The sequence below is a fragment of the Ochrobactrum sp. P6BSIII genome (assembly GCF_014138065.1).
Lineage (GTDB): Bacteria > Pseudomonadota > Alphaproteobacteria > Rhizobiales > Rhizobiaceae > Brucella.
In genome coordinates this window covers 56,284-82,255 of the sequence record NZ_JACGXB010000004.1, presented here as the reverse complement: position 1 = coordinate 82,255, position 25,972 = coordinate 56,284, and the positions used below count along the sequence as shown (strand labels likewise).

Genomic DNA, 25,972 nt, shown 5'->3' with positions numbered 1-25,972 from the left:
CGTTAAGCGCCTCTGTGGCAGGCCCCCTGCGCGAACGCCAATATAGAGGGCTATCGGCGCGAAACTTCTGCGACTGCAGCACGTCTGCGTTCAAGCAGGAAATATTTTATATTTTCAGGGAGATAAGTGGTGGGCGATGAGAGACTCGAACTCCCGACATCTTCGGTGTAAACGAAGCGCTCTACCAACTGAGCTAATCGCCCGACTGATTTGTCAGTCGCGTGAGAGCCGTTTAGGCAATTCGCGCGCCAAGCGCAAGAGCAAATTTCGTCAATTCTCACAGTTTCGACCATTTTCTCAAAACGACCGAATTTGACAAGCGATCAGCCCCTATAATTTAGCCAGCTGAGCGAATGTTCCTGAGCTTCAATGAAACCGGGCTTGTCCCGATACCGGTCACCGAAACATAGTGTATCTCGGCTTAGGCACAGCGGCGCAATGAGCCTAAAAGGCAAATATGACGTCGATATAAATATTGGAAGAATTTAATTCTATTATATTACATTTCACTAATTAATCTTTCTTGAATTTTCCCAATTGGTAAAATCGCATTATCTCTCCGTGCATTTGAATCATGGAGAGGAATTATAATGCGAAATATCGTTCGTGTTTCTTTGACCGGCCTGTTTCTCGGGGCAAATCTTGCCACCGCCTTTGCACAGGCAACGCCTGAACAGATGGAAATGGCCTACAATGCCGCCCGCAATCAGCTGGGTGTGCTGACCTATTGCAAGGACAAGGGCTATACCGATGGTGCAGCTATTGAAATCCAGAACAAGCTGCTTGGAATGATCCCTCCTCCGGCCGACACCTCCAAGGCTGAAGCTGCGGAAGAAACCGGCAAGCAGGGCAAGGTTTCCGCCATGGGTATGGAACAGGATATTGCCACCAGCGCAAAGGCGCAGAATGTTTCCGAAGAAAAGCTATGCCAGACCATGGCTGACGCCGTGAAGCAGGCTGGCGCGCAGCTTCCCAAGTAAGCTCCGACCCTATCGAAAACGAACCCCGCCCAGTGCGGGGTTTTTGTTCGTCTGGCCTTTCGCTTATGGCACAGCCCTCCTTAATTTTAATGCAGTGGCGTCAAGCTTGCTAATTCAGCAAATTATTAAGCATACACAGCGCTTATCTTCTGTTTACCATGCAACTTAAGAGCGCAAAAAGAATTGCCCGTGTAATTTGTCCCCAGGTCAAGACGACCAGCTAATAAAAGCAGAGTCTCAGGAGCAACACATGTCCAAGCTTTTCTCGCGTTTTCGCAAAAATGAATCCGGTGCAACCGCTATTGAATACGGTCTGATCGCCGCTCTGATCGCAGTTGTCATCATCGGTGGCGCAACCACCCTCGGCTCGACCATCAGTGAAAAGTTCACCGAAATTGCCGGCAAAGTTGAAGATGCAGGCAAGTAATTCTTAAGATCGGCTTTGAGACAATCAAGGCTCACACTAAACAGCCGCCCCCTGTGGGCGGCTGTTTATTTATTCCGGCCAGGAATTATCGGAACATGTGCTCCAAGCCAATGCTAATAGGTATCCCAAGGTGTGAGAGAACAGCAAAAAAGAATATAGCTATCATTCTGCAATCTTTATTGATTTTGCCGCTTGAAACGCTTTCGGCATACTACCAATTGAATAGGGTTCGCTGAAAAATGGTGCGTTACATTCTGGACCGTTTTCGGCCTTTCAAGGAGCGACAGCCATGTCATTAAAATCACTTCTGATCGCCGTCGGCATTGGCATATCGGGGCTGACACTCACCGGGTGCGTGTCCGAAGGCTATTATGGCGGCGGTTATTACGACCCATATTATGTGCAGGGTAGCTATATCGGCACTGGCGTCGTTTATGACAGCGGCGGCTATTACCGCAATTACCCGCGCTATTATCGGGACTCGCGCTACCGCGATTACCGTTATCGGGACCGCGACCGTCGTCCGGACTATAACAGACCGGACCGTCCACGCCCGCCACAAGGCGAGCGCCCCCGTCCCCCGCAAGCCGAACGACCATCGCAGCCACGTCCGGGAGCTGGTCGCCCTTCAGGCAACAGCGGGCCTCGCGCCTATATCAGACCGCGTGGCGATGAGCCCCGGTAAGGCAAGAATCATAAAGGCTGCGAATTTCGCAGCCTTTTCTTTTGTCAGAGCTTGATCACATATTCCTTGCGGGCGGTTTCCAGCACATCCCAACTACCCTTGAAGCCCGGGCGGATGACGAAACTGTCGCCCGCCTTGACTTCCCGGCTCGCTCCGCCCTCCTCGCTCACAATGGAGCGGCCAGACAGAATGTGACAGAACTCCCATTCGTCATATTCAATCCGCCATTTTCCGGGCGTACTTTCCCATATGCCGGCAAAGAGCGTCCCCTCGGCATTTTCTTCCAGATTCCATGTCCGGAATTTGGGATCGCCGGAAAGAATGCGCTCCGGCAAGGGAGCGCCCTCCTCTGGTTCAATGCCCGTCAGGTCAAAGTCGAGAAACCGGCTCATCCGATCAGACCTTGGCCAGAGCCTGTTCGATATCGGCGATGATATCGTCTGCATCCTCGATGCCGATCGACAGACGCACGACATCCGGCCCAGCACCCGCTGCCACTTTCTGCTCATCGCTTAGCTGGCGATGCGTGGTGGAAGCCGGATGGATAACCAGCGAGCGGGTATCGCCGATATTGGCAAGCAGCGAGAACAGGTCGAGGCAGTCCACGAACTTCACGCCTGCGTCATAGCTGCCCTTGAGACCGAAGGTGAAAACCGAGCCCGCGCCCTTTGGCGAGTATTTCTGCTGCAGCGCATGATATTTGTCGTGCGGCAGACCGGCATAATTCACCCACGACACCTTCTCATGGCCATGCAGCCAGGTCGCAACCTTCTGCGCATTATCACTATGGCGCTGCATGCGGAGCGGCAGGGTTTCGACGCCGGTCAGAATCTGGAACGCATTGAACGGCGAAATTGCCGGGCCAAAGTCGCGCAGTCCCAGCACGCGGGCCGCAATGGCAAAAGAAATATTGCCGAAGGTCTTGTGCAGTTCCAGACCGGCATAATCCGGGCGTGGTTCTGTCAGAAGCGGATAGTTGCCCGACTTCGCCCAGTCGAAGGTTCCACCATCGATGAGAATACCGCCCATCGAATTGCCATGACCGCCAATGAACTTGGTCAGCGAATGCACCACAACGTCAGCCCCATGTTCAATCGGGCGCACGAGATAAGGTGAAGCCAGCGTGTTGTCGACGATCAGAGGCAGACCGTGCTTATGGGCGATTTCGGCAATCGCTTCGATATCCACGACAATACCGCCCGGATTGGCGAAGCTTTCAATGAAGATCGCGCGCGTCTTGTCATCGATCTGCTTGGCAAAATCGGTCGGGTTGGTGGCATCGGCCCAGCGCACTTGCCAGCCGAAGGATTTGAAGGACTGACCGAACTGGTTGATCGAACCGCCATAAAGCTGGCGTGCGGCAACGAAATTATCGCCCGGCTGCAACAGCGTATGGAAAACGAGCAGCTGCGCGGCATGCCCCGATGCCGTTGCAACGGCTGCCGTGCCGCCTTCCAGCGCAGCAATGCGCTCTTCCAGCACTGCCGTCGTCGGATTGGTGATGCGCGTATAGATATTGCCGAACGCTTGAAGACCGAACAGGGCGGCAGCATGATCCGCATCTTCAAACACGAAGGATGTCGTCTGATAGATCGGCGTTGCACGCGCGCCCGTCGTCGGATCCGGCTTTGCGCCTGCGTGAACGGCCAGTGTTTCTATGCCGGGTGAACGTTTGGACATTTATTCCTCCTGATAACGAATGCCACTCTTTGAGAGCGGACGTTAGGCTTTGCCCCAAAGAAAGCAAAGGAGGATTTTTTCGAGCCACAGCAAAGCGCGGAAATTTATTTCGACTTCAAACGGCTAGCCGATCAAACGCGGATATTCGATTGCCGGACAACGGTCCATGACGACTTTCAGCCCGGCCTCTTCAGCGCGCTTGCCCGCCTCATCGTGAACAACGCCGAGCTGCGTCCACAGAACCGACGGACGCGGTTCCATCGCAAGAATTTCATCGACGATGCCGGGCAGCGAATAAGGCTCCCGAAACACATCGACCATATCCACAGGCTCTTCAATATCGGCCAGACGTGCCACAACGCGCTGGCCATGGATTTCCTTGCCGGCCTGCCCCGGATTGACGGGAATGACTTGGTAGCCCCTGGACAGCAGAAACTCCATCACGCCATTGCTTGGCCGTTCCGGCTTCGGCGAAGCGCCAAGAAGCGCAATTGTTTTGACGGATTGGAGAATGTCGCGAATCTGGTCGTTAGACGGATTGTTCATATCTTTCCTTACCGGCTTCAACTGCGTGACTGTGTTTATCGTTTGCACGAGCGGATGCCGCTTGCAACACGATGGTTCACGCTTCTATTGCTATACAGATTGGGAGGACTGGATGAATATCAATATGGCACGACACACAAGCCCAACCCCGGTGATGGATATCGACGACCTGCGCGCCTTCATGAAGCGCGAGTTTCCGCAGCTTGGTGACAGTTTCGAGATTGTTGCAATTGACGAAGGCTCCGCCACGATGCGCCTTCACGCCGATGAGCAACATTTGCGCCCCGGCGGCACAGTCTCCGGTCCTGCCCTTTTCGCGCTCGCCGATGTCGCGGCCTATGCGGCCATACTGGCGCATATCGGGCCGGTCGCGCTTGCCGTGACGACCAATCTCAACATCAACTTTCTGCGCAAGCCGTCGCCCGGCGCGGTGGAAGCTGTTGCGCGGCTTCTGAAGCTTGGAAAGCGCCTGGCCGTCCTCGACATCAGCCTGACCGATGGCGTGACCGGCGAGCTGGTGGCCCATGCAACTGCGACCTATTCAATCCCGCCTCGCTAAAACAGCTGCAAAAAGATGCGGTATTATAATACCAAATATGCAAGCCATTGATTTTATTATGATTTTATAATAACCACGCAAAAGCGGGACTTGACGGCGGGGCAGAGTTTGTGTATCGACCCGCCGGAAGCGCGCGAAACTTATCTTTTGCACGCCCGTTCGGGTTGGATCGCTCCAACACAAGCAACAAAAAAAGCCCTGATACAATGTCGGGGATTAGTCTAAGGAAGACTTCAATGGCAACTTTTTCTCAGAAGCCGGCTGAAGTGGTGAAGAAGTGGGTACTGATCGACGCCGAAGGTCTCGTCGTTGGTCGTCTCGCAACTATCGTCGCCAATCGCCTGCGTGGCAAGCACAAAGCAACCTTCACCCCGCATGTTGACGATGGCGACAATGTCATCATCATCAATGCCGACAAGGTTGTTCTGACCGGCAAGAAGTACACCGACAAGGTTTATTACTGGCACACCGGCCATCCGGGCGGCATCAAGGAGCGCACTGCTCGCCAGATTCTCGAAGGCCGTTTCCCGGAACGCGTTCTCGAGAAGGCTATTGAGCGTATGATCCCACGCGGTCCGCTCGGCCGTCGCCAGATGAAGAACCTGCGCGTTTATGCAGGTCCGAACCATCAGCATGAAGCTCAGCAGCCGGAAGTCCTCGACGTCGCAGCGCTGAACCGCAAGAACAAAGGGAATGCATAATCATGGCTGAGCAGCTCAACTCGCTCGAAGAACTCGGCACTGTTGCCAAGACCGAAGCTGCCGCTCCGGTTCACGTCCAGAAGCTGGACGCACAGGGCCGCGCTTATGCCACCGGCAAGCGTAAGGACGCCGTTGCACGCGTTTGGGTCAAGCCGGGTTCCGGCAAGATCACCGTCAACGACAAGGAATTCGAAAAGTATTTCGCACGTCCGGTCCTGCAGATGATCCTTCAGCAGCCGATCATCGCTTCGAACCGCGCTGGCCAGTTCGACATCGTTGCTACCGTTGCTGGTGGCGGCCTGTCCGGTCAGGCTGGTGCCGTTCGTCACGGCATCTCGAAGGCCCTCACCTACTACGAACCGGGCCTGCGCACGGTTCTCAAGAAGGGTGGCTTCCTGACCCGCGATAGCCGCGTTGTCGAACGTAAGAAGTACGGTAAGGCCAAGGCTCGCCGTTCGTTCCAGTTCTCGAAGCGCTAATCCGCTTAGGGCCAGTTCTCAAAGCGCTGGCCCGTTTAAAAATCACCCAAGCGCTCCGGCGCTTGGGGTTACATTTTCAGACGATAATATTCCTGTCGTCTTGATATGCAAAAAAGCGAGCCGCAAGGCTCGCTTTTTTGGTTTCTACGACCCTCCACCCCCTATTCAAAGGAGGTTCATTTACACTATTCTTATTTCTTTTTATATTTCATTTAATTTTATTATATAATTTCCTGGATAAACATTTTGACAAATATTTCTATTTTAAAGTCCAATATTTTATTGGCTTCACTCGCCTTTTCTCAAATTTTACTTTCTTCGGCGGCCTATTCACAAAGCATAACCGATAATGACGAGAGAACCTATTTCAACAGAGCTATCATCTTCGGCGACAGCTTAAGCGATAACGGTACGTTTGATGATGATGTTACGGCACTCACTGGACACGTTACGACTGATGGACGATTCAGCAACGGTCGCGTCTGGAACGAATACCTCTTCCGAAATCAAAAGCGAGGCACCATATTCGGGTTTGAGTGGGACCCTCCTTTTTTTGGTCGACGTCGTACCGACGATTTTGGTGACAACACCCCAAACCGCGACATCAACGTCAACTACGCCATCGGTGGAACGAAATATCAGAGTGCCGACGGTGCGAAATCATGGATAATCCCGTCTATTGCGGACGAGGTGAATGAGTTCATTCACGGAAAGAATGCCATCTCCCCTCGCAGCATCGTCTCCGTATGGGCAGGCGGCAATGACGCCATGGACGCACTTGACGATGGCGTCTCCACCCGAGAAAAGGCGGCGTATAGCGGCAATGAATTATCCAACGCGCTTGAACGCCTCTATCGGGCTGGGGCGAGGCAGTTTCTTGTGCCTGACTTACCTGACTTTTCAAAAATTCCACGCTACGCAAACTCACCCGGCATCCCATCGAAAGCAGCAACAACCGATTTCAATCACGCCATTGCCGACAGTATCGCCGCATTCAGGAGAAAACACCCGGATGCCGTGGTCTACGCTCCCCAGATAGGCAATGTGCTCGATATGGTTTTGAAACACCCCAAGATTTTCGGCTTCTCAGATGCCACCAGTAGTTGCGTGGATACACCCTCATGCTTTAATCAACGGCGAGGTTCCGCGATACAGAACGAACATGTATTCTGGGACGACATTCACCCCACCACGCAGACACACAATTACATCGCCAACTATATGCGGGAATATTGGTCCAACCCCGATCTCGCGGGTTTCTACGTCCGGTCTCCCGATGGATTATTCAAAACCGAGCGCAATTTTTTCTTCCCTACATCCGATAAAATCGTAGCGGGCTATCTGGATGGAAACAGATCGCTCTACAAAATGCAGTCTGGAAAACTGACGCTGACGGGAGAGAACAAATATACCGGCAACAGCTTCGTTCTCGAAGGCGGGCTGGAGCTTGGCAATGGCGGTAAAACCGGCTCCATCATTGGCGATGTCGGTTTGATGCAGAAGGACGCGTTTTTGTCCTTCAACCGCAGTAATGTGCTCAATTTTGATGGCAAAATTACCGGCGATGGCCGTGTACAGCAGGTCGGACGAGGCACCACCGTCCTTAACGGCCAGAGCAGCTATAAAGGACAAACCGACATTTACGCTGGCGAATTGATGGTCAACGGTTCGATCACCTCGCCGGTTCTGGTTCATTCCGGCGGCACGCTAAGCGGCACCGGCTTGACCGGAGGTATAACAGCGGGAAATGGTGCTCATGTCGCGCCGGGCGATTTCCGCACATCCAGCACGAAGACATTGAAAGTCAATGGTGACATCGACCTGAAGGACGGTAGCACGCTTGATATCGGTGTGGGTACCGACGGCAGCACATCTCTGCTCTATGGCAGCAATAGAGCGCAGCTAGCCGGCGGCGTCATGTTTGACGGAGACAAGAAACGCGTCCCGCTGACTGTTGACGAGATTATTGCTCGACTGGGCAAAAGCAGCATTTTCCTGAAAGCAGACAATGGCATCACGGGGCGCTTCAACAAGGTTTCACCGACATATAATTTCATCGGTGAAGAGCTTGATTATAAACAGAATGAAGTTGGCGTCACCTTTGTAAAGCAGGAAAAAAGGTTCTCAGTATACGCAGCAGGCAACCAGCAACGAAATGTTGCCGACGCATTGCAGGCACTCGGCCGCGACAACAAGCTCTACAAGAACGTTTTGACGTCACGGGTGGAGGACAATTTGTCGGAAGCCTATACCGAGTTGTCCGGCGATATTTACGCGTCCACACTGACCTCGCTTCTGTACGACAATCAGTTGCCACGCGAAGCCGTCATGCAGCGCATGAACGGCCTGTCGGACAGTCGTTACGGGCGGGCGGTGAAGTCACCAGATGCTCATCTTCAGAACGGTGTCTGGGGTCAGGCCTATAATTCCACAGCGCATTTCCAGAGCGACGGAGAGGCGCAGGGCATAAGCCGTAGTGCCACCGGTTTCATTACTGGTATCGACGGCCATATTTCCGACAACTGGTTGCTGGGCCTCTTTAGCGGCTATATGCAATCCTCACTCAATAGCGGCCTGTCATCCGCGAGTGTCGATAGCTATCAGATCGGCGCCTATGGCAGCTATGTATGGAACAATGTCAGCCTGACCTTCGGAGGCAACGCAAACCTGCATGATATCGACAGCAAGCGTACGATCCGTTTCAAGGAAATCACCAACGATAATCGCGCAAGCTACAAAGCCAGCAGCTACCAGGGATTTGCCGAGCTGGGTTACAATATAGACACCAGGCTGGTGCTTCTAGAACCCTTTGCGGGGATTTCCTACGCTTACGCGAAAACCAATAGCTTCACTGAAAATGAAGCTGTGACGCCCCTCTCTGGCTCTGGAGCAACCAGCAGCCTGTTGAGCAACTATCTCGGCATCCGTCTTTCGAACAATTATGCAATCTCCGAGAATACCAGCGTCAATACGAAGGTCGCTCTCGGCTGGCAGCGCAATAGCTATACCCAACCGGAAACGATGCTGAATTTTGGAAACAACCCCGGCTTCATGGTTGCCGGACTGCCCCTCAGCCGCGATGTGCTCTACGCACAGGCCGGTCTGGACTTCAACCTGACGCAGAGAACGTCCCTTGGATTGCAATACCGGGGCCAAGTCGCGCACGGGATGCAGGATCACGCGATCAAAGTGAATCTTGCGGTCAACTTCTAACGCGCCGCGAACGGGCGGATATCGCGTTGTGCATACGGAAAAGCGGGCTTTCGGGTCCGCTTTTTGTTATGGATTTCAGGAATCAGCCAGCAAGGAGCCAGCACGATGTCATCCGACCGCTTTGCCGTCACACCGGAGCCGCCTTATTACGTTGTGACGTTCGCTTCGCAGCGCATTGGTGACGACGATGGCTATGGCGATATGGCGGTGCGCATGGCCGAACTCGCGGCGCAACAACCCGGATATCTTGGCGTCGAAAGCGCCCGCGATGCGGAAGGCTTTGGCATCACAAACTCGTTCTGGGCGGATGAAGACAGTATTCGGGCATGGAAGCGCGAAGTGGATCATCTCGTGGCGCAAAAGCTTGGTCGCCAGCAATGGTATGAAACCTATCGCGTCCGTATTGGTCGTATCGAACGCGCCTACGGCTTCGATCGGGATTAAAACCTCTTCCCAATTTCTCAAATGACCGGTTATAGAAGTCTGAGCTTCATCGGGAAACGGCCATGCCATCCAAGACCATTGATCACGCATTCACCGCACGCAGCCTGACAAGCGCTGCGACAGACCCGACCCATGCGGGCGTGCTGTCTTTCATGCGGCGCGTCTATACGAAATCGCTCAAAGACGCGGAAGCTGTTGTCTGGGGCATTCCGTTCGATGCCGCGGTGTCAAACCGGCCCGGCGCGCGTTTCGGCCCGCAGGCCATCCGGCGCGCATCGGCCATTTTCGACAATGATCCGCAATATCCGTTCCAGCGTGATCTGTTCGAAAATCTCGCGGTCATCGACTATGGCGACTGCCTGCTCGACTACGGCAATCATTACAAGACGCCAGCCACGATTGAGCGCGAAGCGGCAAAAATCCTCAAATCCGACGCGTTTTTGCTAACGCTTGGCGGCGACCATTTCGTGACATGGCCGCTTCTGAAAGCCCATGCCGCGAAATACGGCCCGCTGGCGCTGGTGCAGTTCGATGCGCATCAGGACACCTGGTTCGATGACGGCAAGCGGATCGACCACGGTTCCTTCGTTGCCCGCGCAGTGCGCGACGGCATCATCGACCCGGACCACTCCATCCAGGTCGGCATTCGCACCCATGCGCCGGACGATTGCGGCATCAAGATCATTTACGGCCACGAAGTCGAAGATATGACGGCGGCGGAGATTGCCGACGCCATTCTAAAGCGCACGGCTGGCAAGAAGACCTATCTGACCTTCGATATCGATTGCCTTGATCCCGCTTTTGCGCCCGGCACGGGCACGCCGGTAGCTGGCGGCCCTTCCTCGGCCAAGATGCTGTCGATCCTGCGCAAGCTCACACCGCTTGACTTTGTCGGTGCGGATGTGGTCGAGGTTGCACCAGCTTATGATCATGCCGATATTACGGCTATCGCTGGAGCCACAATTGCGATGTATTATCTGGGCCTGCTGGCAGAACAGAAAGAACGACGATGACGGCGCCGCTTTCGCGCGGTTGAGAAATTGATTCAAGCGGTTGAAAAACCGATTCCGGAATTTGTCGTAACTTTATGAAATCAAAAGGCAAAAGCATGAAACCGAAAATCTTCATCGATGGCGAACACGGTACCACTGGCCTGCAAATCCGCAGCCGTCTGGCCGAGCGCGACGATCTTGAAGTGATTTCAATCCCGGAAGCCGAGCGGCGCAACAAGGATTTGCGCGCCGACTATCTGCGCTCTGCCGACATTGCCATTCTGTGCCTGCCTGACGATGCATCGAAGGAAGCCGTTTCCCTGCTTCGGGACCATAATTCGACCCGGATCATCGATACGTCGACCGCATTCCGCGTGCATCCGGAATGGGCCTATGGCTTTGCCGAACTGGCCAAAGGCCAGCGCGAGCGCATTGCCGAGGCGCGCCTCGTCGCCAATCCGGGCTGCTATCCGACTGGCGCAATTGCGCTCATTCGTCCGCTGCGTGACGCTGGGCTGTTGCCGCCTGACTATCCCGTTAGCGTCAATGCCGTTTCCGGTTATACGGGCGGCGGCAAGCAGTTGATCGCCCAGATGGAAGACAAGAACAATCCAGACTATCTGGCTTCCAACAACTTCCTTTACGGCCTGCCGCTGCATCACAAGCACGTGCCGGAATTGCAGCTGCATGGACGCCTTGACCGTCGCCCGATCTTCAGCCCGAGTGTCGGACGTTTCCCGCAAGGGATGATCGTGCAGGTTCCGCTGTTCCTGAATGAGCTTGAAGGCAGGCCATCGCTTGCAAAGGTTCACGCTGCCTTGAGCGCGCATTATGCCGGTCAGGACATCGTCGAAGTCGTACCTCTGGAAGAAAGCGCCAAGCTTCCCCGTGTCGATGCGGAAGAGCTTGCTGGCAAGGATGGCATGAAGCTCTTTGTCTTCGGCACCGAAGGCGACGATCAGGTCAATCTGGTCGCCCTGCTCGACAATCTCGGCAAGGGCGCATCGGGTGCGGCTGTGCAGAACATGAACCTCATGCTCGACAAAGCCTGATGACGATTGAACCGGTATTCCCTGACGAATGGAATATCGGTTCGTTCGAACCGCTGGCGGATACGCATTCAAGCCTCGTCTGGAAGGTCGAACGCATCGATCATCCGGGCGAGGTTTTTGTTATCAAGCAGTTGAAACCAGCCGGGCTGGAGGAAATGCGCGGCGCACATTATCTGCGCTGGCAGGATGGGCACGGCGCGGCGCGTCTGTACGATCTTAAAGGCACGTCGATGCTGCTCGAATATGCCGGCAGCTATCATCTCGATCAACACCTCAAAGACGGCCACGATGCGGATTGCCTGGTGATTTTCGGGCAAGTTCTGGCCGCGCTGCATACGCCCTCGCCCGAACCTGTGCCGTCAGACCTGCAACCGCTCGACAAGCATTTCTCCGGCCTTTTCGCCGTCGCAGACCAGACGCCGCTCTACGCGGAGGCCACAGCGCTTGCAAAGCAGCTCCTGGCGACACCGCATCAGCCCATTCCGCTGCATGGCGACATTCACCACGAGAATATCATGCAAGGGCCGCGTGGCTGGCTTGCGATTGATCCACACGGGTTGATCGGCGATGCAGCTTTCGATGCCGCCAATATTTTCTACAATCCACTGGATCGTGACGATCTTTGTCTCGACCTTGGCCGTGCAAAACGCATGGCAGAGCATTTCGCGCCGATCATCGGTCGCGCGCCGTCCTATATTCTCGATTATGCCTTTGCCTATGGCTGTCTTTCAGCCGCTTGGCACCGCGAGGACAGCAATCACACTGACGAAGCGCGGGAGCTAAAGATCGCCACCGCGCTGAGATATTTGCGCCAGACGACTTATCCCGCGTAAGCGCCCTTTGTGGCGCGCCAATGCGCAACCGCGAAAGCCAGCACGATCAGTGCGACAAACTGGTGCGTCAGGCCCATATGCAGCGGCACACTCATCAGCAACGTTCCAATACCGATCACAGCCTGCACCAGCACGAGGCCGAGCAGCACAACCGTCCGCCGCGCATGGGTTGTACCCGGCGCATCTTTCCAGACCTGAACGGCGTGGAGAACGGTGAGAACCAGAACCGTATAGGCAAACATGCGATGCACGAACTGCACCGTTTTCGGGTTTTCGAACAGATTACGCCACCATGGCGACTGGATGAACAGATCGGATGGGATAATCGCGCCATCCATCAAGGGCCAGGTGTTAAAGGTGAGACCAGCATGCAGCCCGGCAACCAGACCGCCGAGATAGATCTGCACCAGAACGGCAAAGACCAGCCATCCGGCAAAGCGCTGCACCGACCGCTCGGCCGGGCGCTCCGTATAGGTCACAAGCCCTCTCGCAATGTAGAAGACCGCCGTAATAATCACGCAGGCTGTGGTGAGGTGGATCGCAAGCCGGTATTGGCTGACGCTGGTAAGCTCGCTGAGACCGGACGCGACCATCCACCAGCCAATCGCACCCTGAAACCCGCCCAACGCCAGAAGACCCAGCATACGGTATTTCAGTCCACCCTTCAGGCGACCTGTCGCCCAGAAGAAGATCAGCGGCACGGCCACAAGGAAACCGACAAAGCGGGCCAGCAGGCGATGCGCCCATTCCCACCAGAAAATATACTGGAACTCTTCAAGGGCCATGCCCTTGTTGATCTGCTGATATTGCGGGATCTGGCGGTATTTATCGAACTCTTCCACCCATTCCGCATGGTTGAGCGGGGGAATAACACCGTGGATCGGCTTCCATTCGGTGATGGACAAGCCGGAGCCGGTCATTCGGGTGGCGCCGCCCACCATCACGATAGCGATCAGCACAACGAAAACCACATAAAGCCAGTAACGCACAAGGCGCCGGTCGCGTTCGTCCTTCGACGTTCTTGAGCTTCGCTCTCCGCGCTGCGCCATCGATGCTGCCGTCATGCCGTTCATCCTTCAAAACATCTGGAGGGATACATGCAGCATCGACCCGTGAGTTACAAGGCAAGCCTACGCGACATGCCGCCGCGTTTTTTGCCCTTTCGCAGACGGGGTACAGCGGTTAGTGATGGTGCGGGGAAAAGGAGAGACGCAATCATGCCCGTAAGGCTGAAGAAACTGATCGGCACATTTCTGCTGGTAACGCTGGTCATCGTCTATGCGATTCTGGCCACGATCATCGCCGTCGCGCATCTCGGCAATTCTCCGGCATGGGTGCATCTGCTCTATTTCATAGCGTCGGGCCTGCTTTGGGTTCTGCCTGCCATGGCGATTATCTGGTGGATGGCGCAGCCGCCGCGTAAAAAGCAGCTCTGACATATTCCGAGGGGCGCATCGCAGCATGACTGAGCGGGGCAAAATAGCGGGATCGGCCACGCTTACGGAACGCATTATCAGCGATTTCTCCGAAATCGAGCGTTTATGGGCATCAGGACCAGCCCTGCATGGCGCGCCGCAGTCCTTTGCCTGGATCGATTGCTGGCACCGTTGCGTCAACAGCGACTGTTTCGTCGCCGGAATTTTCGATGGTGATCGTCCCGTTCTTCTCCTGCCTCTGGAAGTTGTCCGCCAGAACGGCATGAAAATCGCGCGCTATCCCGGTGGAAACCATGCCAATGGTAATTTCCCGTGGTTAAATGGAGCACAAGCATCCGCAGTCAGCCGCAAGGCGCTGGAACGGCTTGTTGCCACTATCCGCAAAGAGCGACCGGATATCGACGCGCTATCGCTGACGCGTCAACTTGAAGCCGTTGACGATATCGACAATCCGCTTTTTGCGCTGGGGCAGAAACGAAACCCCAACCCAGTCCTGATGGTCTCGCTCGATGGCGGTTTTGATGCCGTGCTTGACCGCACCAACCGCCGCCGGAGATTGAAAAAGCACCGTCAGCACGAGCGCCGCTATGAAGAAGCGGGCGGCTGGCGAATTGAAAAGCCGCAGACACCGGAAGAATCCGACCGGGTTCTTGATCTTTTCTTCGTTATGAAAGCCGGGCGCTTCCGGCAGATGGGCATCAGCGACCCCTTTGCCGACAAGGCGATACAGGCATTTTTCAAAGCGTTCTACGGACAGGGTCTCACGGCACAAGCGCCAGTCTGCGAATTACGCTTTCTGGAAGTGGGCGGCATCATCCGCTCTATCGTCGGCAAAAACCTGACAGCGAGCGGCCCGACTGCCGAATTTGCCGCCATTGCCGATGACGATATGGCCCATGCGAGCCCCGGTGAGTTTCTGTTCTTCGAAGATATCAAGCGCTGTTGCGATGCCGGTTATGCGGTCTACAGTTTCGGTGTGGGGGACGAACCTTATAAGCGCGACTGGTGCGACATCGAGCTTGAAATCTTCGACACCGTTCTGCCGCTCTCGGCGAAAGGCAGGCTCTTTGTGGCGCTGCAAGCCGCACGCAGCACCGTCGCCGGCACGATCAAGCGTAATCCCCGGCTCTGGCGGCTCGCCAAACGCATCCGGGCAAAGCTTGCCCGGAAGTAAGTTGCGATTTTGATTCAGCTTTTCAGTATAAGGCGCTGTTTTTGAATCGAATTACACATGTGGCCGCGGGTTCTTATCGTCCACCAGAATAACGACATCCTCATAACCGCCCTGATCGAGATCGAGCGCAGCAAGCGCCACATCATTGTTCTCTGGATCGACAATGCTCATCACAACTGTCGCGTCGTTTTCGGCCACGCGGCGAATCTGTGCGGCGGAAGACGGACCGCATTCGACGATCACGAAGTCATAAACAGTCTCAAGCGCATCGAGGATAAGCGGCAGGCGATCAACGGAGCGCATGGCTTCAACCGGGTCCGCCGCACCCAGCGGCACGACATGCGCCTGCGAGAAACGGTCACTGTGTATCACTTCGTTGAAGCGCTTCTCGCCAATCAGAAGTTCGGTAATGCCAGGCAGCTTATGCCCATCCAGCATTGCGCTTCCCACCGTACCCTGCGCGGTCATATCCACCAGAAGAGCGCGCTTGCCACGGTCAGCGAGGTCGCGCAGCAGACGCACAGTTGTCGCTGACGCTTCATCACCTTCGGGCGAAACCACCACAATGCGCTTATCGCGGCCATCAAGCAGACGATTGGCAATGGCTTCCACGCCGTTCGGGTTCTTCGGTGCAGACATGGTCGTCTCCTTCGCCGATGGCGCAGGTGTCGTCCGTGCGTCAGAGCCAGACGATCTTGTTATAAAAGGCACTGTCCAGGAACGGCGCGGAGCAACGATTCCCTCTCCCTGTTCGGATGCTGTCGGCGGAACTGCGGCGGCTTTGGCAGCAGCCGTAATCACCGGCATTTCGATTTCTTCGACAGCCTCGACGCGTCGGCCGTCGGCTGTGACGAAGGCGCGTCCGCTAAACAGTTCGCGCAGCAACACGAAGATCGAGAGTAGCAGCAAGGCTGCCGCAAAGGTTGCCGCAACAGTTGGCAGAACCATTGGGAAATATGGCAGTGCGGGCGTTTCGCCTGGCAGAATGCGTGCATCGACAGGCACATAATTGCGATCGATACGCGAAGCCGCCTCGCGATAACGGGTCAGATAGGTTTCCAGAAGCTGGCGCTGCGCTGCGGCCTCGCGCTCAAGCGCGCGCAGCTCGACTTCCTGATCGCCCGCCTGTGCGGCCTGCGATTGGACGCGATTGAGTTCGCGCGCCAGCTCGTCTTCCCGCAACTTCGCTGTGGTAACATCGTTTTCAAGGCTGGCAAGCAGCTTGCGACCTTCCGCCTTGGTCTGGCGGTCGAGGTCGATGAGTTGGGAGCGCAACGCCTTGATGCGCGGATGGCCATCGAGAAGCGTCGTCGACAGATCGGCAATCTGCGCATTCAGCTCAATGCGACGCTCGGCAAGCCGCTGCATCATGCCGGAAGCCACAACTTCGGGCAGCGTATCGACCGGCGTGCCAGCGGCGAGCGCTTTGCGAACACTCGCCGCCCTCGCCTCTGCCGTGGCCCGGTCGGTGCGAACGCGGGTGAGTTCTGTCGAAACTTCGGAAAGCTGCTGCGATGCAATCGTATTGTTGCTCTGTCCGGTCAGCAATCCACGTGAGGCGCGGTAATCCGCCACTTTTTTCTCGGCATCACGCACATGCGCCCGCAGATCGTCGATTTCCGGCGCCAGCCAATTGGTAGCATCGTCATTGGATTGCAGTTTAGCTGCGCTTTGCAGCGCGACATATTCTTCCGCAATGGTATTGGCGATTTGAGCTGCCAGTTGCGGATTTGTCGAAGCATATTGCACGACGATAACACGCGACCCGGTGATGTTATAAACCTGCAAATTCTTGCGCAGTCGCAGCTGGACGCGCTCGTCCGTCGACAGCTTCGCCGGATCGGCGATCATGCCGAGAAGAATAAGGACGCGGCTGGATGGTCTCACCTCGGTTGTGATGAACACATCATTGCCGGTCAGGTTCAGCTTGTCCGAAACACGTTTCAGAAGATCGCCGGATGTCAGAATTTCAATCTGACTCTTAACACCTTCCGGATCGAGCAAGGGGCGCTCAGCCGGGTTATCGCCGTTCGGACGGGTGAAAACGGATTCACGAGGCTCAATCACAATACGAGATTCGGCGCGGTAATCCGGCGTCAAAAGCAGACAAATGATCCAGGCCAGCGCCGCTATCAAAAGAGCGCCACCAACAATCAAAAGCCAGTTACGGCGCAAGCTTCCAAAAAGCGCGCCTATATCGATGTCTGCGTCTTTCAACGACGAATCGACTTCCGCCATTTCGTTACTCCGCAGGCGCCCGTCGATTACTGACAATCGTCATTCCCCTTCAGGTCGCATACCCATTTCCGGCCGGAAAAGTAAACGCTTAAGGTAACCATAGGGTTAAGCTCTGAGATTTCAGCGCTATTCAAGCATCCGCTAACACACGCTGTGGCAAAGCCGTTTTCTATAGCTGTCGCGGCCTTCCAATACTTCTGTTGCCTTACCCTTCCCTTTTTCCGGAAAGTTTTTTGACCATCTCGGCACATCTTTACCAGCCATTAACCCTAATCAATCGATAACGCAGTGACAGGAATTCATCTGGCCGCGCTTCGGCGACGATCAGTTTCCATAAATGCGGGCGATGCTTTTCGGGGATACCGAGGCGAGACATGATGGCGAAGAAAATTCACAACAAGCGTACAGGCCGTGCTTTGCTCACGGCGCTCGGTCTTGCGGCGATCACTCTGTCGTCAGCGTGCACGAGCTATCGCCCTGCACCGCCAGCCTTTCATGAAGCGCTGAACCAGCCCTATATGCTGGATGCAGGCGATCGCGTGCGCATCACCGTCTTTGAACAAGCAAGCCTGACCAACACCTATAGTGTCGATCAGGCAGGCTATGTGGCTTTCCCGCTTGTCGGCAGCATTCCAGCGCGCGGCAAGACAGCCAAGCAGCTTGAAGGCCTGATTGCATCGAAACTGCGCGGCGGTTATCTGCGCGATCCTGACGTCAGCGTGGAAATCGACCGCTATCGTCCAATCTTCGTGATGGGTGAAGTGGGCGCAGCCGGGCAATATTCCTATGTGCCGGGCATGACCGTTCAGAAAGCGATTGCAGCCGCAGGCGGTTACAGCCCGCGCGCCAATCAAGAAAATGCCGACATCACCCGCCAGTTCAATGGCAAGGTGCTGACGGGCCGGGTTCTGATCTCCGATCCGATCCTGCCTGGCGATACGATTTATGTCCGCGAACGTCTGTTCTGATGGCGATTGATGGCTGATGACGACACTGTTTCCCCTCCGCGTATCGTCCACTGCTTTCGCGAGCCCGCTGGCGGATTGTTCCGCCATGTCCGCGATCTGGTCGGCGCACAAGCGGAAAAAGGTCACCTTGTCGGGATCGTCTGCGACGCAACAACAGGCGGTCCAAGGGAGGATGCGCTTCTAGAAGAATTGCGGCCAAAGCTTGCGCTTGGCCTGCATAGAATTGCCATGCAACGCCATATTGGTATCGGCGATGCAGCGGCGGCACTCAAAGCATACCGCGTTGTCAAGAAATTGCGGCCGGACATCTTGCACGGACATGGCGCCAAAGGCGGCGTCTATGCCCGGCTGTTCGGCTCTGTTCTACGGGTTTTTAGGTCTCGCGTAGCCCGTATCTATTCACCGCATGGCGGAAGCCTGCATTTTGACCGGAAGACGCGCCGTGGCGGCGCTGTCTTTCTGGTTGAGCGGCTTCTTGCCCCCATGACCGATGCGGTGATGTTCGTTTCCAATTTCGAGAAACGAACCTATGAGGAAAAGGTCGGACGACCCCACGGCCTCCACGCGGTCGTCTATAACGGCCTTGCCGATGACGAATTCATCCCCGTACCCGATGCGCCCGAAGCCAGCGACCTTCTGTTCGTCGGCACGATGCGTGATCTGAAAGGCCCGGATATTCTGATCCGCGCCTTGGCGCAGCTTCGCGATCAGGATGGCCTGTCGCTCAGCGCAACCATTGTCGGCGACGGTTCCGAAAAGCCAGTCTTTACGGCACTTGCCGCTGAACTCGACCTCGACGAAAACGTCCATTTCCTGCCCGGCATGGCTGCGCGCGATGCATTTGCGCTCGGCCATATGATGGTCGTCCCTTCCCGTGCGGAGGCGTTCCCCTATATTGTATTGGAGGCACTTGCCGCCGGGAAAACCGTCATTGCCAGCCGCGTTGGCGGCATTCCCGAAATATTCGGCCCTGCATCGCCGGCTTTGTTCGAACCGGCAGTGGAAGCGCTTGTCGCTAAAATCCGGGAAACGAGGGGCGGAAAAGACAGTTTCAGCGCGCAAATGCCCGATAATTCACGACTTCGTGAACGATTTGGAGTTGAGTCCATGGCGCATTCTATAGAATTGATTTACCGTGAAACGCATTCGTGAGTACCAAGCAGGTCCGATACCTGCGTGCTCAGAGATTTCTTAGGAATCTGACGATACACATACTCCTGTAAACTGATAAGCGGGACATTATCGTGCGGGACAATGATGCTTTTTCTCCATTTGGACGCAAGGCTATCGAAGCCAGCGCCAAGCAGGATTCGAAGCCGCAAGAACCGGTGGAACTCAGCCCCCTGGCGCAGAGCATAGCTGCGCAATATAGGCGGGACACGTTTTCGCCGCTCATGCTGAGCGGCGTTGTGCGTCTGGTTGAGTTCGGCCTCATCTTCCTGATGGGCATATTGAGCCTTGGCTATTATGTCGGGCTTCAGAGCAATTATCTGCTTTATTATCCGCTGATCATCGTCGCTGGCGGCGTGCTCTATGTCGCGCTGATGGAGATCAATGACGGCTATCAGGTCAATATTCTCCGAAGCCCCACCCACCATCTGCGACGGCTGATCATCAGCTGGGCGGCCACGCTTGGCACGCTTGCAGTGGCTGGCTTTCTCTTCAAGATTTCAGCCCATTTCTCGCGTGGCTGGTTCCTCATCTGGGCGGTCAGCGCCATTGCCGTCATCCTGATTTCCCGCCTGATCATTGCGTGGAAAATACGCCGCTGGGCCCGCAACGGCACCATGGAGCGCCGCGCGGTAATCGTCGGTGGCGGCCCCAATGCCGAAACGCTGATCCGGTCGCTCGAACAGCAGCCAGACAATGATATCCGTATTTGCGGTATTTTCGACGACCGCGACGACAAGCGTTCGCCGCCCGTCGTTGCCGGTTATCCGAAGCTTGGCAACATCAACGAACTGATCGAGTTTGCGCGTATCGCCCATATCGATCTCCTGATCGTTTCGCTGCCGATCAGTGCCGAGGCCCGTGTTCTGGCACTTCTCAAAAAGCTCTGGGTGCTGCCCGTCGACATTCGCCTGTCGGCGCTCAACAACCACCTGCGCTTCCGTCCGCGCTCCTATTCCTATGTCGGCTCGGTGCCGATGCTGGATATTTTCGACAAGCCGATCAACGACTGGGATTCCGTCGCCAAGCGCATTTTCGACATTGCCTTCAGTATTGTCGGGATCGTTGTTCTGTCGCCGATCATGATTGGCGCTGCCATTGCCATCAAGCTCGACAGCAAGGGGCCGGTTTTCTTCAAGCAGAAGCGCCATGGCTTCAACAATGAAGTCATCAATGTCTGGAAATTCCGCTCGATGTATACCGAGCAATGCGACCCGACAGCGCGCAATGCGGTCACAAAAAACGATCCGCGCGTCACCCGCGTCGGTCGTTTCATCCGCAAGACATCCATCGACGAGCTGCCGCAGTTCTTCAACGTTATCGCCGGATCGCTATCGCTGGTCGGCCCGCGTCCTCATGCGGTGGCCGCGCATTCCAACAATCTTCTCTATAACGAAGTTGTCGACGGCTATTTTGCACGCCATCGCGTCAAGCCAGGCGTAACCGGCTGGGCCCAGATCAATGGCTGGCGCGGTGAAATCGACAATGAAGAAAAGATCACGATGCGCACAGAATACGACCTTTATTACATTGAAAACTGGTCGCTCTGGTTTGATCTCAAGATTCTCTTCCTGACGCCCATTCGGCTTCTCAATACGGAAAACGCCTATTGAGCCAGGCTGCGTCCATAGCTGCGCCGATGCATAATTCCGCGTCCAATGCTGGCGCGACAGTGCATCAGCGCCGGGCGCTGAACCGCCTGATCGTCAATTTTGCGGTTGGGTTCGGGGTCTTTCTGCTGGGCTTCGTGCTCAGTGAGCCAGCCCCTTATGAAGTCTATATGGCAGGGTTGATTGCCGTTGCGCTGCTGTTCGGGCTTCGCCTGAGCCGAACCAACCTCGTTCTTCTGGCGATCCTTGCGGTGTTCAACTTCGGCGGTGTCATCTCGACCTTGCAGATGGCCGACCTGAAAAAAGCCCCGCTCTATATCGCCGTCTCGCTGTTTCTCGCTTTCACATCGGTTTTCTTCGCCGCAATGATCGAGATGGATTACCGGCGGTTGCAGACGATCTTCAAAGCCTATTTGTTCGTCGGTCTGATAGCCGCGATTCTTGGCATTGTGGGTTATCTCAACCTCGTTCCCGGAGCAGACCTCTTCACGCGCTACGGTCGCGCCAAGGGCGCTTTTCAGGACCCGAACGTGTTCGGCCCGTTCCTCATCATGCCGCTGAGCTGGGCCGTCTACCGCATTCTGACCGGACGCGCGCGCGATATGCTGGTCTATCTGCCTGCCGCCGCCATCCTGACACTCGGCGTCCTGTTCTCGTTTTCACGCGCAGCCTGGGCCATGGTGCCCCTCGCCTGCTTGGTGATCCTGCTTACCCTGTGTCTGCAAGCCAGCAATAACCGCTTTCGCTTACGCCTGATCCTGATTGCATTGCTTGCAGTTGCCGCTGTAGCGGTGGGATTGCTGATCCTCATTGAAATCCCCGGTATCGGCGATTTCTTTCTGCAACGTGCGCAACTCGAACAAAGCTATGACGCCGACCGCATGGGACGCTTCGCCCGTCACTGGTATGGCATGGTGCTTGCCACGCAACATCCACTCGGTATCGGGCCGCTGGAATTCGGCCCGATGTTCGGCGAGGACACGCATAATAACTGGCTCAAAGCCGCGCTCGATTATGGCTGGATCGGCTTTACAGCCTTCGTCACGCTGACCTTCATGACGCTTGGCATCGGCTTTCGCCTGCTGTTCCGCAACAGACCGTGGCAGCCTTATCTGCTCTGCGCTTATGCCGCCTATCTGGGGCACGTGCTGATCGGCAATGTCATCGATACCGACCATTGGCGGCATTTCTATCTGCTGTTCGGGATCATCTGGGGTTGCGCCGGTCTTGAATATAAATACCGGCGTCAGACAGGCATGTCCCGCGCTACCGCGCCAATCGCCCGCCAGCAGGCACGTGCATAGGAGCTATCGTGCAGTTCATCATCTATGCTGCCGCCGCAATCTGCGAAATCGCCGGTTGTTTTGCTTTCTGGGCCTGGCTGAAACTCGACAAGTCGCCGCTCTGGCTTATACCCGGCATGGCGTCGCTGGCGCTCTTCGCCTATTTTCTGACGCTGATTGAGAGCGACACGGCAGGCCGCGCCTATGCGGCCTATGGCGGCATCTATATTGTCGCGTCCATTGTGTGGATATGGGTTGCCGAAGGCGCAAAACCGGACCGCTGGGATATCACCGGCGCATGCGTGGCTCTGGCAGGTACCTGCATCATCCTGCTGGCACCGCGGACATAGCGACACTGGTAGTTTTCCCAAGATCAAATGTGCGCATTTTGCCATTTCGCCACTTTTAGGGCTTGCGGAAAATTCCTTTGCATTCTAAGGCTTTCCCCGGCTCGGAGCGTAGCGCAGCCCGGTAGCGCACTTGACTGGGGGTCAAGGGGTCGTGGGTTCGAATCCCGCCGCTCCGACCATTTTCCCTTCCCCTTATTGTTTTCCATTCACAATCTCCGCTTTGCGGGGAGCGTCAAAACGTTTTAACTCCACCGTGAAACATGCGGAGGAGTTCAAGCTTGAAAAACATTCTGATTACCGGCGGTAGCCGCGGCATTGGCAAGGCAACAGCGTTGCGATGTGCAGCAGACGGCTGGTCCATAGCCCTCAATTATGCCGGAAACGCCGCAGCCGCAGCGGAAACCACCGACAGCTTGAAGCGCGCAGGTGCTAAAGCCATTGCCCTGCAAGGCGATATTTCCAGCGAAGAAGATGTGCTTTCCATCTATAATGACGCAGAGCAGGAGTTCGGCGAGTTGCACGGCGTCGTGCTGAACGCAGGCATCGTCGCGCAGACCATGCCGCTTGCCGACATGAGTGCAGAGCGCCTGCGCACCATGTTCGATGTCAATGTCTACGGCACCTATCTTTGCGCACGCGAAGCGGCACGCCGCCTTCAGCCAGGCGGTTCCATCGTCATCGTTTCCTCGATGGCGGCAAAGCTCGGCTCGCCGTTCGAATATGTCGATTATGCAGGCGCCAAGGGCGCGCTCGACACTCTGACCATCGGCCTGTCGCGTGAGCTTGCGCCCAAGGGCATCCGCGTCAACGCGGTCCGCCCCGGACTGATCGAAACGGAAATCCACGCCAGCGGTGGCAATCCCGACCGGGCGGTACAGCTGGGGGCCGGAACCCCGATGGGACGAGCCGGAAAAGCCGAAGAAGTCGCTGAAGCCATCTACTGGTTGCTCAATGACGCTCCCGGTTACACGACCGGCTCGTTTATCGATGTCGCAGGCGGACGCTAAACGGGACCGACGGTAATCTTGACCGATTGGCGATCTCAGCCTTGCGGAGCCGGTTGACCTAGTATTCCGATTTTACACATCGCTCTTTCAAAGAAGTTTGGCTTGGCGTCGCAATCAACTGCATAACATTGAGCTGGATTGCTACTCATCCAGCACGCAAAAGCGCTGGAACTACTGACGAGAAATGTGGTTAAGGCACCGGCTAGAATGACTGTCTTCATGGCAATCTCCTTTGGCAAAACAGGCGTCATTAGACGCCCGTTCTGGAAATTGCGCATGTCCAAACCTAATCGAGCTTGAATGTGCTCGCTCGTCGGTATCCCACTTTCCGCCTGCGGTTGGCACAACTGCGCAGGCGGACGCTGAACGGGACTACTTATCCTGAAGCTGGTACGTCTCAGGCGTATAGCGGTAGCCCGCGCCATCCTTCTCTAGATAGGCCACGGACGGGAACGGCATGTGATAGCCGATGAACGGCAGCCGTTCGGTCGCCAGCATGTCGAAAACGCGCTTGCGCGTCGTGACGGCGGTCTCCTTGTCCACATCGAAGGCCACATGCCATTCAGGCCGCTGTAACGTGATGACAAAATGATTGGCGGTGTCGGAAATCAGCATCAACTGTTTGCCGCCGGATTCGACGCGGAATATCAAATGGCCGGGTGTATGCCCGAAGGCTGCGAGAGCGTGAATACCTGAGACGACTTCGCTGTTGTCTTCCAGAAACGTCGTCTTCTCGACCAGTGGCTTCACGTTCTTGCCGACAAGCTCGGCACCGCCCTTCATCGGGCTGTCCAGCCGCGCGGGGTCGGTCCAGAAATCGAATTCTTTCTGCCCAGCTGCGTAACGGGCATTGGCGAAGGCAGGTTTACCATCTTCCATCAGACCGCCAATGTGATCGCCATGGAAATGGCTCAGCACCACGAGCGAAACATCCGAGGCCTTGTAACCCGACGCTTCCAGTGCGCTGGTAAGCTTGCCCAGCCCGTTTGCGCGTGCGCCAGCGCCCATGCCCGTATCAAAAAGAACGAGGTCCTTGCCGGTATTGATCAGCACCGGCGTAAAGCTGTTCACGAACCGGTCGGCAGGCAGCATGTTCTGTTCAAGCAGCGCTGCGACTTCTTTCGGATCCTGATCGATCGCATAAGTTTTCTCGGGCGCTTCACTTGCCCGGCGTCCATCGGACAGTGTGGTGATTTCAAATTCACCGAGCTGGAAGCGATGGAAACCCGGATTTTCAATTTGTGACGGCTTTTGCACGTTGGAACTGCCCGTGTCGGCTGCTGCTCTGGCGAGGTCCAGCGGCGAAAGCGCCATCCCCGCACTGGCAGCAGATGCTGCAACAATAAAATTACGTCTTGAGATGGTCATCGATCGATCTCCCGGCATAATCGTGAGTAAGAATGACAGGATAACCGAAAATAGCCGCCGATCCACGACTGTGGTGATCAAGTTTATGTTGGCAAGAATATCCTTATGCACCTTGCCACAACACAGCTAAGACCTTATTTAAATGGCGCGCGGGACGACCCGTGCCTGTGTTCGCATAGGGGACGGCCCCATAGGAGTATCCTATGTCACGGCCAATCGAACAATTCGCCACCAAACACATCGTCAGGTCCAGACTTATTGGCGGCTACGCAGCCAGCCTTGGCGATTTCGTGCGCTTCACGTTCTCGCAACAGGCAGCGCGAACCACATCTGACCTTTAGAAACTGATTCATCGAAACAGTCTAAGTCTCTGATTTTACCCATTTCCAAATATGGAGCATTCACAATGGCATGGGTCTATCTGGCTATCGCCGGCATCCTTGAAGTCGTCTGGGCTTTCTTCATGAAAAAGTCGGAAGGCTTCTCCCTTCTGACGCCCAGCATCATCACACTGGTCACGATGATCGGCAGTTTTCTGCTGCTTTCAATCGCCATGCGCAGCCTGCCTCTTGGCACGGCCTATGCAATCTGGACCGGCATCGGCGCGGTCGGCGCTTTCGTCGTCGGCATCTTCATTCTTGGGGAAGCTGCAAGCTTCTTCCGTGTTGCAAGCGTTATGCTCATCCTCGCGGGCATCATCGGACTGAAACTCTCATCCAGCTGACGATAAAAAGAAGGGAGGCTCCAGCCTCCCTTTTCACTTTCCGCTTAGCTCAG

The 25,972-nt window shown here is 55.7% G+C and carries 27 protein-coding genes and 2 tRNA genes; 22 read left to right on the top strand and 7 right to left on the bottom strand.

All coding sequences use genetic code 11. The annotated features are described in order from the left end of the window. Window positions 1–127: 127 nt before the first annotated feature. A tRNA-Val gene (locus FHW00_RS06800) sits at window positions 128–203 on the bottom strand. Between the two features lie 387 nt (window positions 204–590). Here FHW00_RS06800 and FHW00_RS06795 point away from each other — a divergent pair. The 3 genes from FHW00_RS06795 (at window position 591) to FHW00_RS06785 (ending at window position 2,092) form a co-directional block, all read left to right on the top strand. Continuing rightward, on the top strand, window positions 591–980 hold the full coding sequence (locus FHW00_RS06795; protein ID WP_078340534.1) for a pore-forming ESAT-6 family protein: 390 nt from the start codon (window positions 591–593) through the stop codon (window positions 978–980). A gap of 250 nt (window positions 981–1,230) precedes the next feature. After that, on the top strand, window positions 1,231–1,407 hold the full coding sequence (locus FHW00_RS06790; RefSeq protein WP_078340533.1) for a Flp family type IVb pilin: 177 nt from the start codon (window positions 1,231–1,233) through the stop codon (window positions 1,405–1,407). Between the two features lie 289 nt (window positions 1,408–1,696). Beyond that, complete coding sequence (locus tag FHW00_RS06785) at window positions 1,697–2,092, top strand: hypothetical protein (RefSeq protein ID WP_440630354.1); 396 nt, start codon at window positions 1,697–1,699, stop codon at window positions 2,090–2,092. Window positions 2,093–2,136: 44 nt separating this feature from the next. On the opposite strand, the gene FHW00_RS06780 is transcribed toward FHW00_RS06785, so the two are convergent. The 3 genes from FHW00_RS06780 to FHW00_RS06770 form a co-directional block, all read right to left on the bottom strand. Beyond that, entirely contained in the window at window positions 2,137–2,484 is a 348-nt protein-coding gene (locus FHW00_RS06780; protein ID WP_078340532.1) for a cupin domain-containing protein, read from the bottom strand. Window positions 2,485–2,488: 4 nt separating this feature from the next. Further along, the gene (locus FHW00_RS06775) at window positions 2,489–3,772 is read right to left on the bottom strand and encodes an O-acetylhomoserine aminocarboxypropyltransferase (RefSeq protein WP_078340531.1); all 1,284 of its coding nucleotides are present in this window, start codon (window positions 3,770–3,772) and stop codon (window positions 2,489–2,491) included. 123 nt (window positions 3,773–3,895) lie between these two features. Next, on the bottom strand, window positions 3,896–4,318 hold the full coding sequence (locus FHW00_RS06770) for a CoA-binding protein (protein ID WP_078340530.1): 423 nt from the start codon (window positions 4,316–4,318) through the stop codon (window positions 3,896–3,898). Window positions 4,319–4,430: 112 nt separating this feature from the next. Between FHW00_RS06770 and FHW00_RS06765 the strand changes: the two genes are divergently transcribed. From FHW00_RS06765 to FHW00_RS06730, 8 genes are all read left to right on the top strand, one after another. Next, entirely contained in the window at window positions 4,431–4,877 is a 447-nt protein-coding gene (locus FHW00_RS06765) for a PaaI family thioesterase (protein ID WP_078340529.1), read from the top strand. A 236-nt stretch (window positions 4,878–5,113) separates the two neighbouring features. Then, a complete protein-coding gene (gene rplM / locus FHW00_RS06760; RefSeq protein ID WP_078340528.1) occupies window positions 5,114–5,578 on the top strand; it encodes a 50S ribosomal protein L13 in 465 nt (154 codons plus the stop codon). A 2-nt stretch (window positions 5,579–5,580) separates the two neighbouring features. After that, window positions 5,581–6,057, top strand: coding sequence for a 30S ribosomal protein S9 (gene rpsI, locus FHW00_RS06755; protein WP_078340527.1), 477 nt, complete (start codon window positions 5,581–5,583; stop codon window positions 6,055–6,057). Window positions 6,058–6,303: 246 nt separating this feature from the next. Continuing rightward, window positions 6,304–9,270, top strand: coding sequence for an autotransporter domain-containing protein (locus FHW00_RS06750; RefSeq protein ID WP_078340526.1), 2,967 nt, complete (start codon window positions 6,304–6,306; stop codon window positions 9,268–9,270). A gap of 105 nt (window positions 9,271–9,375) precedes the next feature. Beyond that, on the top strand, window positions 9,376–9,714 hold the full coding sequence (locus FHW00_RS06745) for an antibiotic biosynthesis monooxygenase family protein (RefSeq protein WP_078340525.1): 339 nt from the start codon (window positions 9,376–9,378) through the stop codon (window positions 9,712–9,714). 62 nt (window positions 9,715–9,776) lie between these two features. After that, the gene (gene speB, locus FHW00_RS06740; protein ID WP_078340524.1) at window positions 9,777–10,727 is read left to right on the top strand and encodes an agmatinase; all 951 of its coding nucleotides are present in this window, start codon (window positions 9,777–9,779) and stop codon (window positions 10,725–10,727) included. Window positions 10,728–10,822: 95 nt separating this feature from the next. Continuing rightward, window positions 10,823–11,758, top strand: coding sequence for an N-acetyl-gamma-glutamyl-phosphate reductase (gene argC, locus FHW00_RS06735; RefSeq protein ID WP_078340548.1), 936 nt, complete (start codon window positions 10,823–10,825; stop codon window positions 11,756–11,758). Next, on the top strand, window positions 11,758–12,591 hold the full coding sequence (locus FHW00_RS06730) for an aminoglycoside phosphotransferase family protein (protein ID WP_078340523.1): 834 nt from the start codon (window positions 11,758–11,760) through the stop codon (window positions 12,589–12,591). Before argC ends, FHW00_RS06730 begins: the two co-directional genes overlap by 1 nt. Here FHW00_RS06730 and FHW00_RS06725 read toward each other — a convergent pair. Further along, window positions 12,579–13,655 carry a COX15/CtaA family protein gene (locus tag FHW00_RS06725; RefSeq protein ID WP_078340547.1) on the bottom strand — a complete coding sequence of 359 codons (1,077 nt, stop codon included), beginning with the start codon at window positions 13,653–13,655 and terminating at the stop codon, window positions 12,579–12,581. The genes FHW00_RS06730 and FHW00_RS06725 overlap by 13 nt on opposite strands. A 153-nt stretch (window positions 13,656–13,808) precedes the next feature. Between FHW00_RS06725 and FHW00_RS06720 the strand changes: the two genes are divergently transcribed. Both FHW00_RS06720 and FHW00_RS06715 read left to right on the top strand, forming a co-directional pair. Beyond that, window positions 13,809–14,027 carry a DUF2842 domain-containing protein gene (locus FHW00_RS06720; RefSeq protein WP_078340522.1) on the top strand — a complete coding sequence of 73 codons (219 nt, stop codon included), beginning with the start codon at window positions 13,809–13,811 and terminating at the stop codon, window positions 14,025–14,027. Window positions 14,028–14,052: 25 nt separating this feature from the next. Beyond that, on the top strand, window positions 14,053–15,201 hold the full coding sequence (locus FHW00_RS06715) for a GNAT family N-acetyltransferase (protein WP_113534772.1): 1,149 nt from the start codon (window positions 14,053–14,055) through the stop codon (window positions 15,199–15,201). A 51-nt stretch (window positions 15,202–15,252) separates the two neighbouring features. Here the strand turns inward: FHW00_RS06715 and FHW00_RS06710 are convergent, their stop codons facing one another. After that, the gene (locus tag FHW00_RS06710) at window positions 15,253–17,439 is read right to left on the bottom strand and encodes a GumC family protein (RefSeq protein WP_078340521.1); all 2,187 of its coding nucleotides are present in this window, start codon (window positions 17,437–17,439) and stop codon (window positions 15,253–15,255) included. A 377-nt stretch (window positions 17,440–17,816) separates the two neighbouring features. Between FHW00_RS06710 and FHW00_RS06705 the strand changes: the two genes are divergently transcribed. From FHW00_RS06705 to FHW00_RS06675, 7 genes are all read left to right on the top strand, one after another. Further along, complete coding sequence (locus FHW00_RS06705; RefSeq protein WP_371836102.1) at window positions 17,817–18,407, top strand: polysaccharide biosynthesis/export family protein; 591 nt, start codon at window positions 17,817–17,819, stop codon at window positions 18,405–18,407. 9 nt (window positions 18,408–18,416) lie between these two features. Then, entirely contained in the window at window positions 18,417–19,559 is a 1,143-nt protein-coding gene (locus FHW00_RS06700; RefSeq protein WP_078340519.1) for a glycosyltransferase, read from the top strand. 92 nt (window positions 19,560–19,651) lie between these two features. Beyond that, the gene (locus FHW00_RS06695; RefSeq protein ID WP_078340518.1) at window positions 19,652–21,190 is read left to right on the top strand and encodes an undecaprenyl-phosphate glucose phosphotransferase; all 1,539 of its coding nucleotides are present in this window, start codon (window positions 19,652–19,654) and stop codon (window positions 21,188–21,190) included. Window positions 21,191–21,216: 26 nt separating this feature from the next. Continuing rightward, window positions 21,217–22,491, top strand: a complete 1,275-nt coding sequence (locus FHW00_RS06690; RefSeq protein WP_078340545.1) for an O-antigen ligase family protein — start codon at window positions 21,217–21,219, stop codon at window positions 22,489–22,491. Between the two features lie 8 nt (window positions 22,492–22,499). Then, complete coding sequence (locus FHW00_RS06685) at window positions 22,500–22,820, top strand: YnfA family protein (RefSeq protein WP_078340517.1); 321 nt, start codon at window positions 22,500–22,502, stop codon at window positions 22,818–22,820. 102 nt (window positions 22,821–22,922) lie between these two features. Then, window positions 22,923–22,999 (top strand) — tRNA-Pro (locus FHW00_RS06680). Window positions 23,000–23,098: 99 nt separating this feature from the next. Next, entirely contained in the window at window positions 23,099–23,827 is a 729-nt protein-coding gene (locus tag FHW00_RS06675) for an SDR family oxidoreductase (protein WP_210189491.1), read from the top strand. Between the two features lie 372 nt (window positions 23,828–24,199). On the opposite strand, the gene FHW00_RS06670 is transcribed toward FHW00_RS06675, so the two are convergent. Beyond that, window positions 24,200–25,195: an MBL fold metallo-hydrolase gene (locus FHW00_RS06670; RefSeq protein ID WP_078340515.1), complete on the bottom strand. Its 996-nt coding sequence runs from the start codon at window positions 25,193–25,195 to the stop codon at window positions 24,200–24,202. Window positions 25,196–25,398: 203 nt separating this feature from the next. On the opposite strand from FHW00_RS06670, the gene FHW00_RS06665 reads away from it, so the two are divergent. Together FHW00_RS06665 and sugE are read left to right on the top strand one after the other, a co-directional pair. Beyond that, window positions 25,399–25,536: a hypothetical protein gene (locus FHW00_RS06665; RefSeq protein ID WP_162762702.1), complete on the top strand. Its 138-nt coding sequence runs from the start codon at window positions 25,399–25,401 to the stop codon at window positions 25,534–25,536. 65 nt (window positions 25,537–25,601) lie between these two features. After that, window positions 25,602–25,919 carry a quaternary ammonium compound efflux SMR transporter SugE gene (sugE, locus tag FHW00_RS06660; protein ID WP_078340514.1) on the top strand — a complete coding sequence of 106 codons (318 nt, stop codon included), beginning with the start codon at window positions 25,602–25,604 and terminating at the stop codon, window positions 25,917–25,919. Window positions 25,920–25,972: the final 53 nt, after the last annotated feature.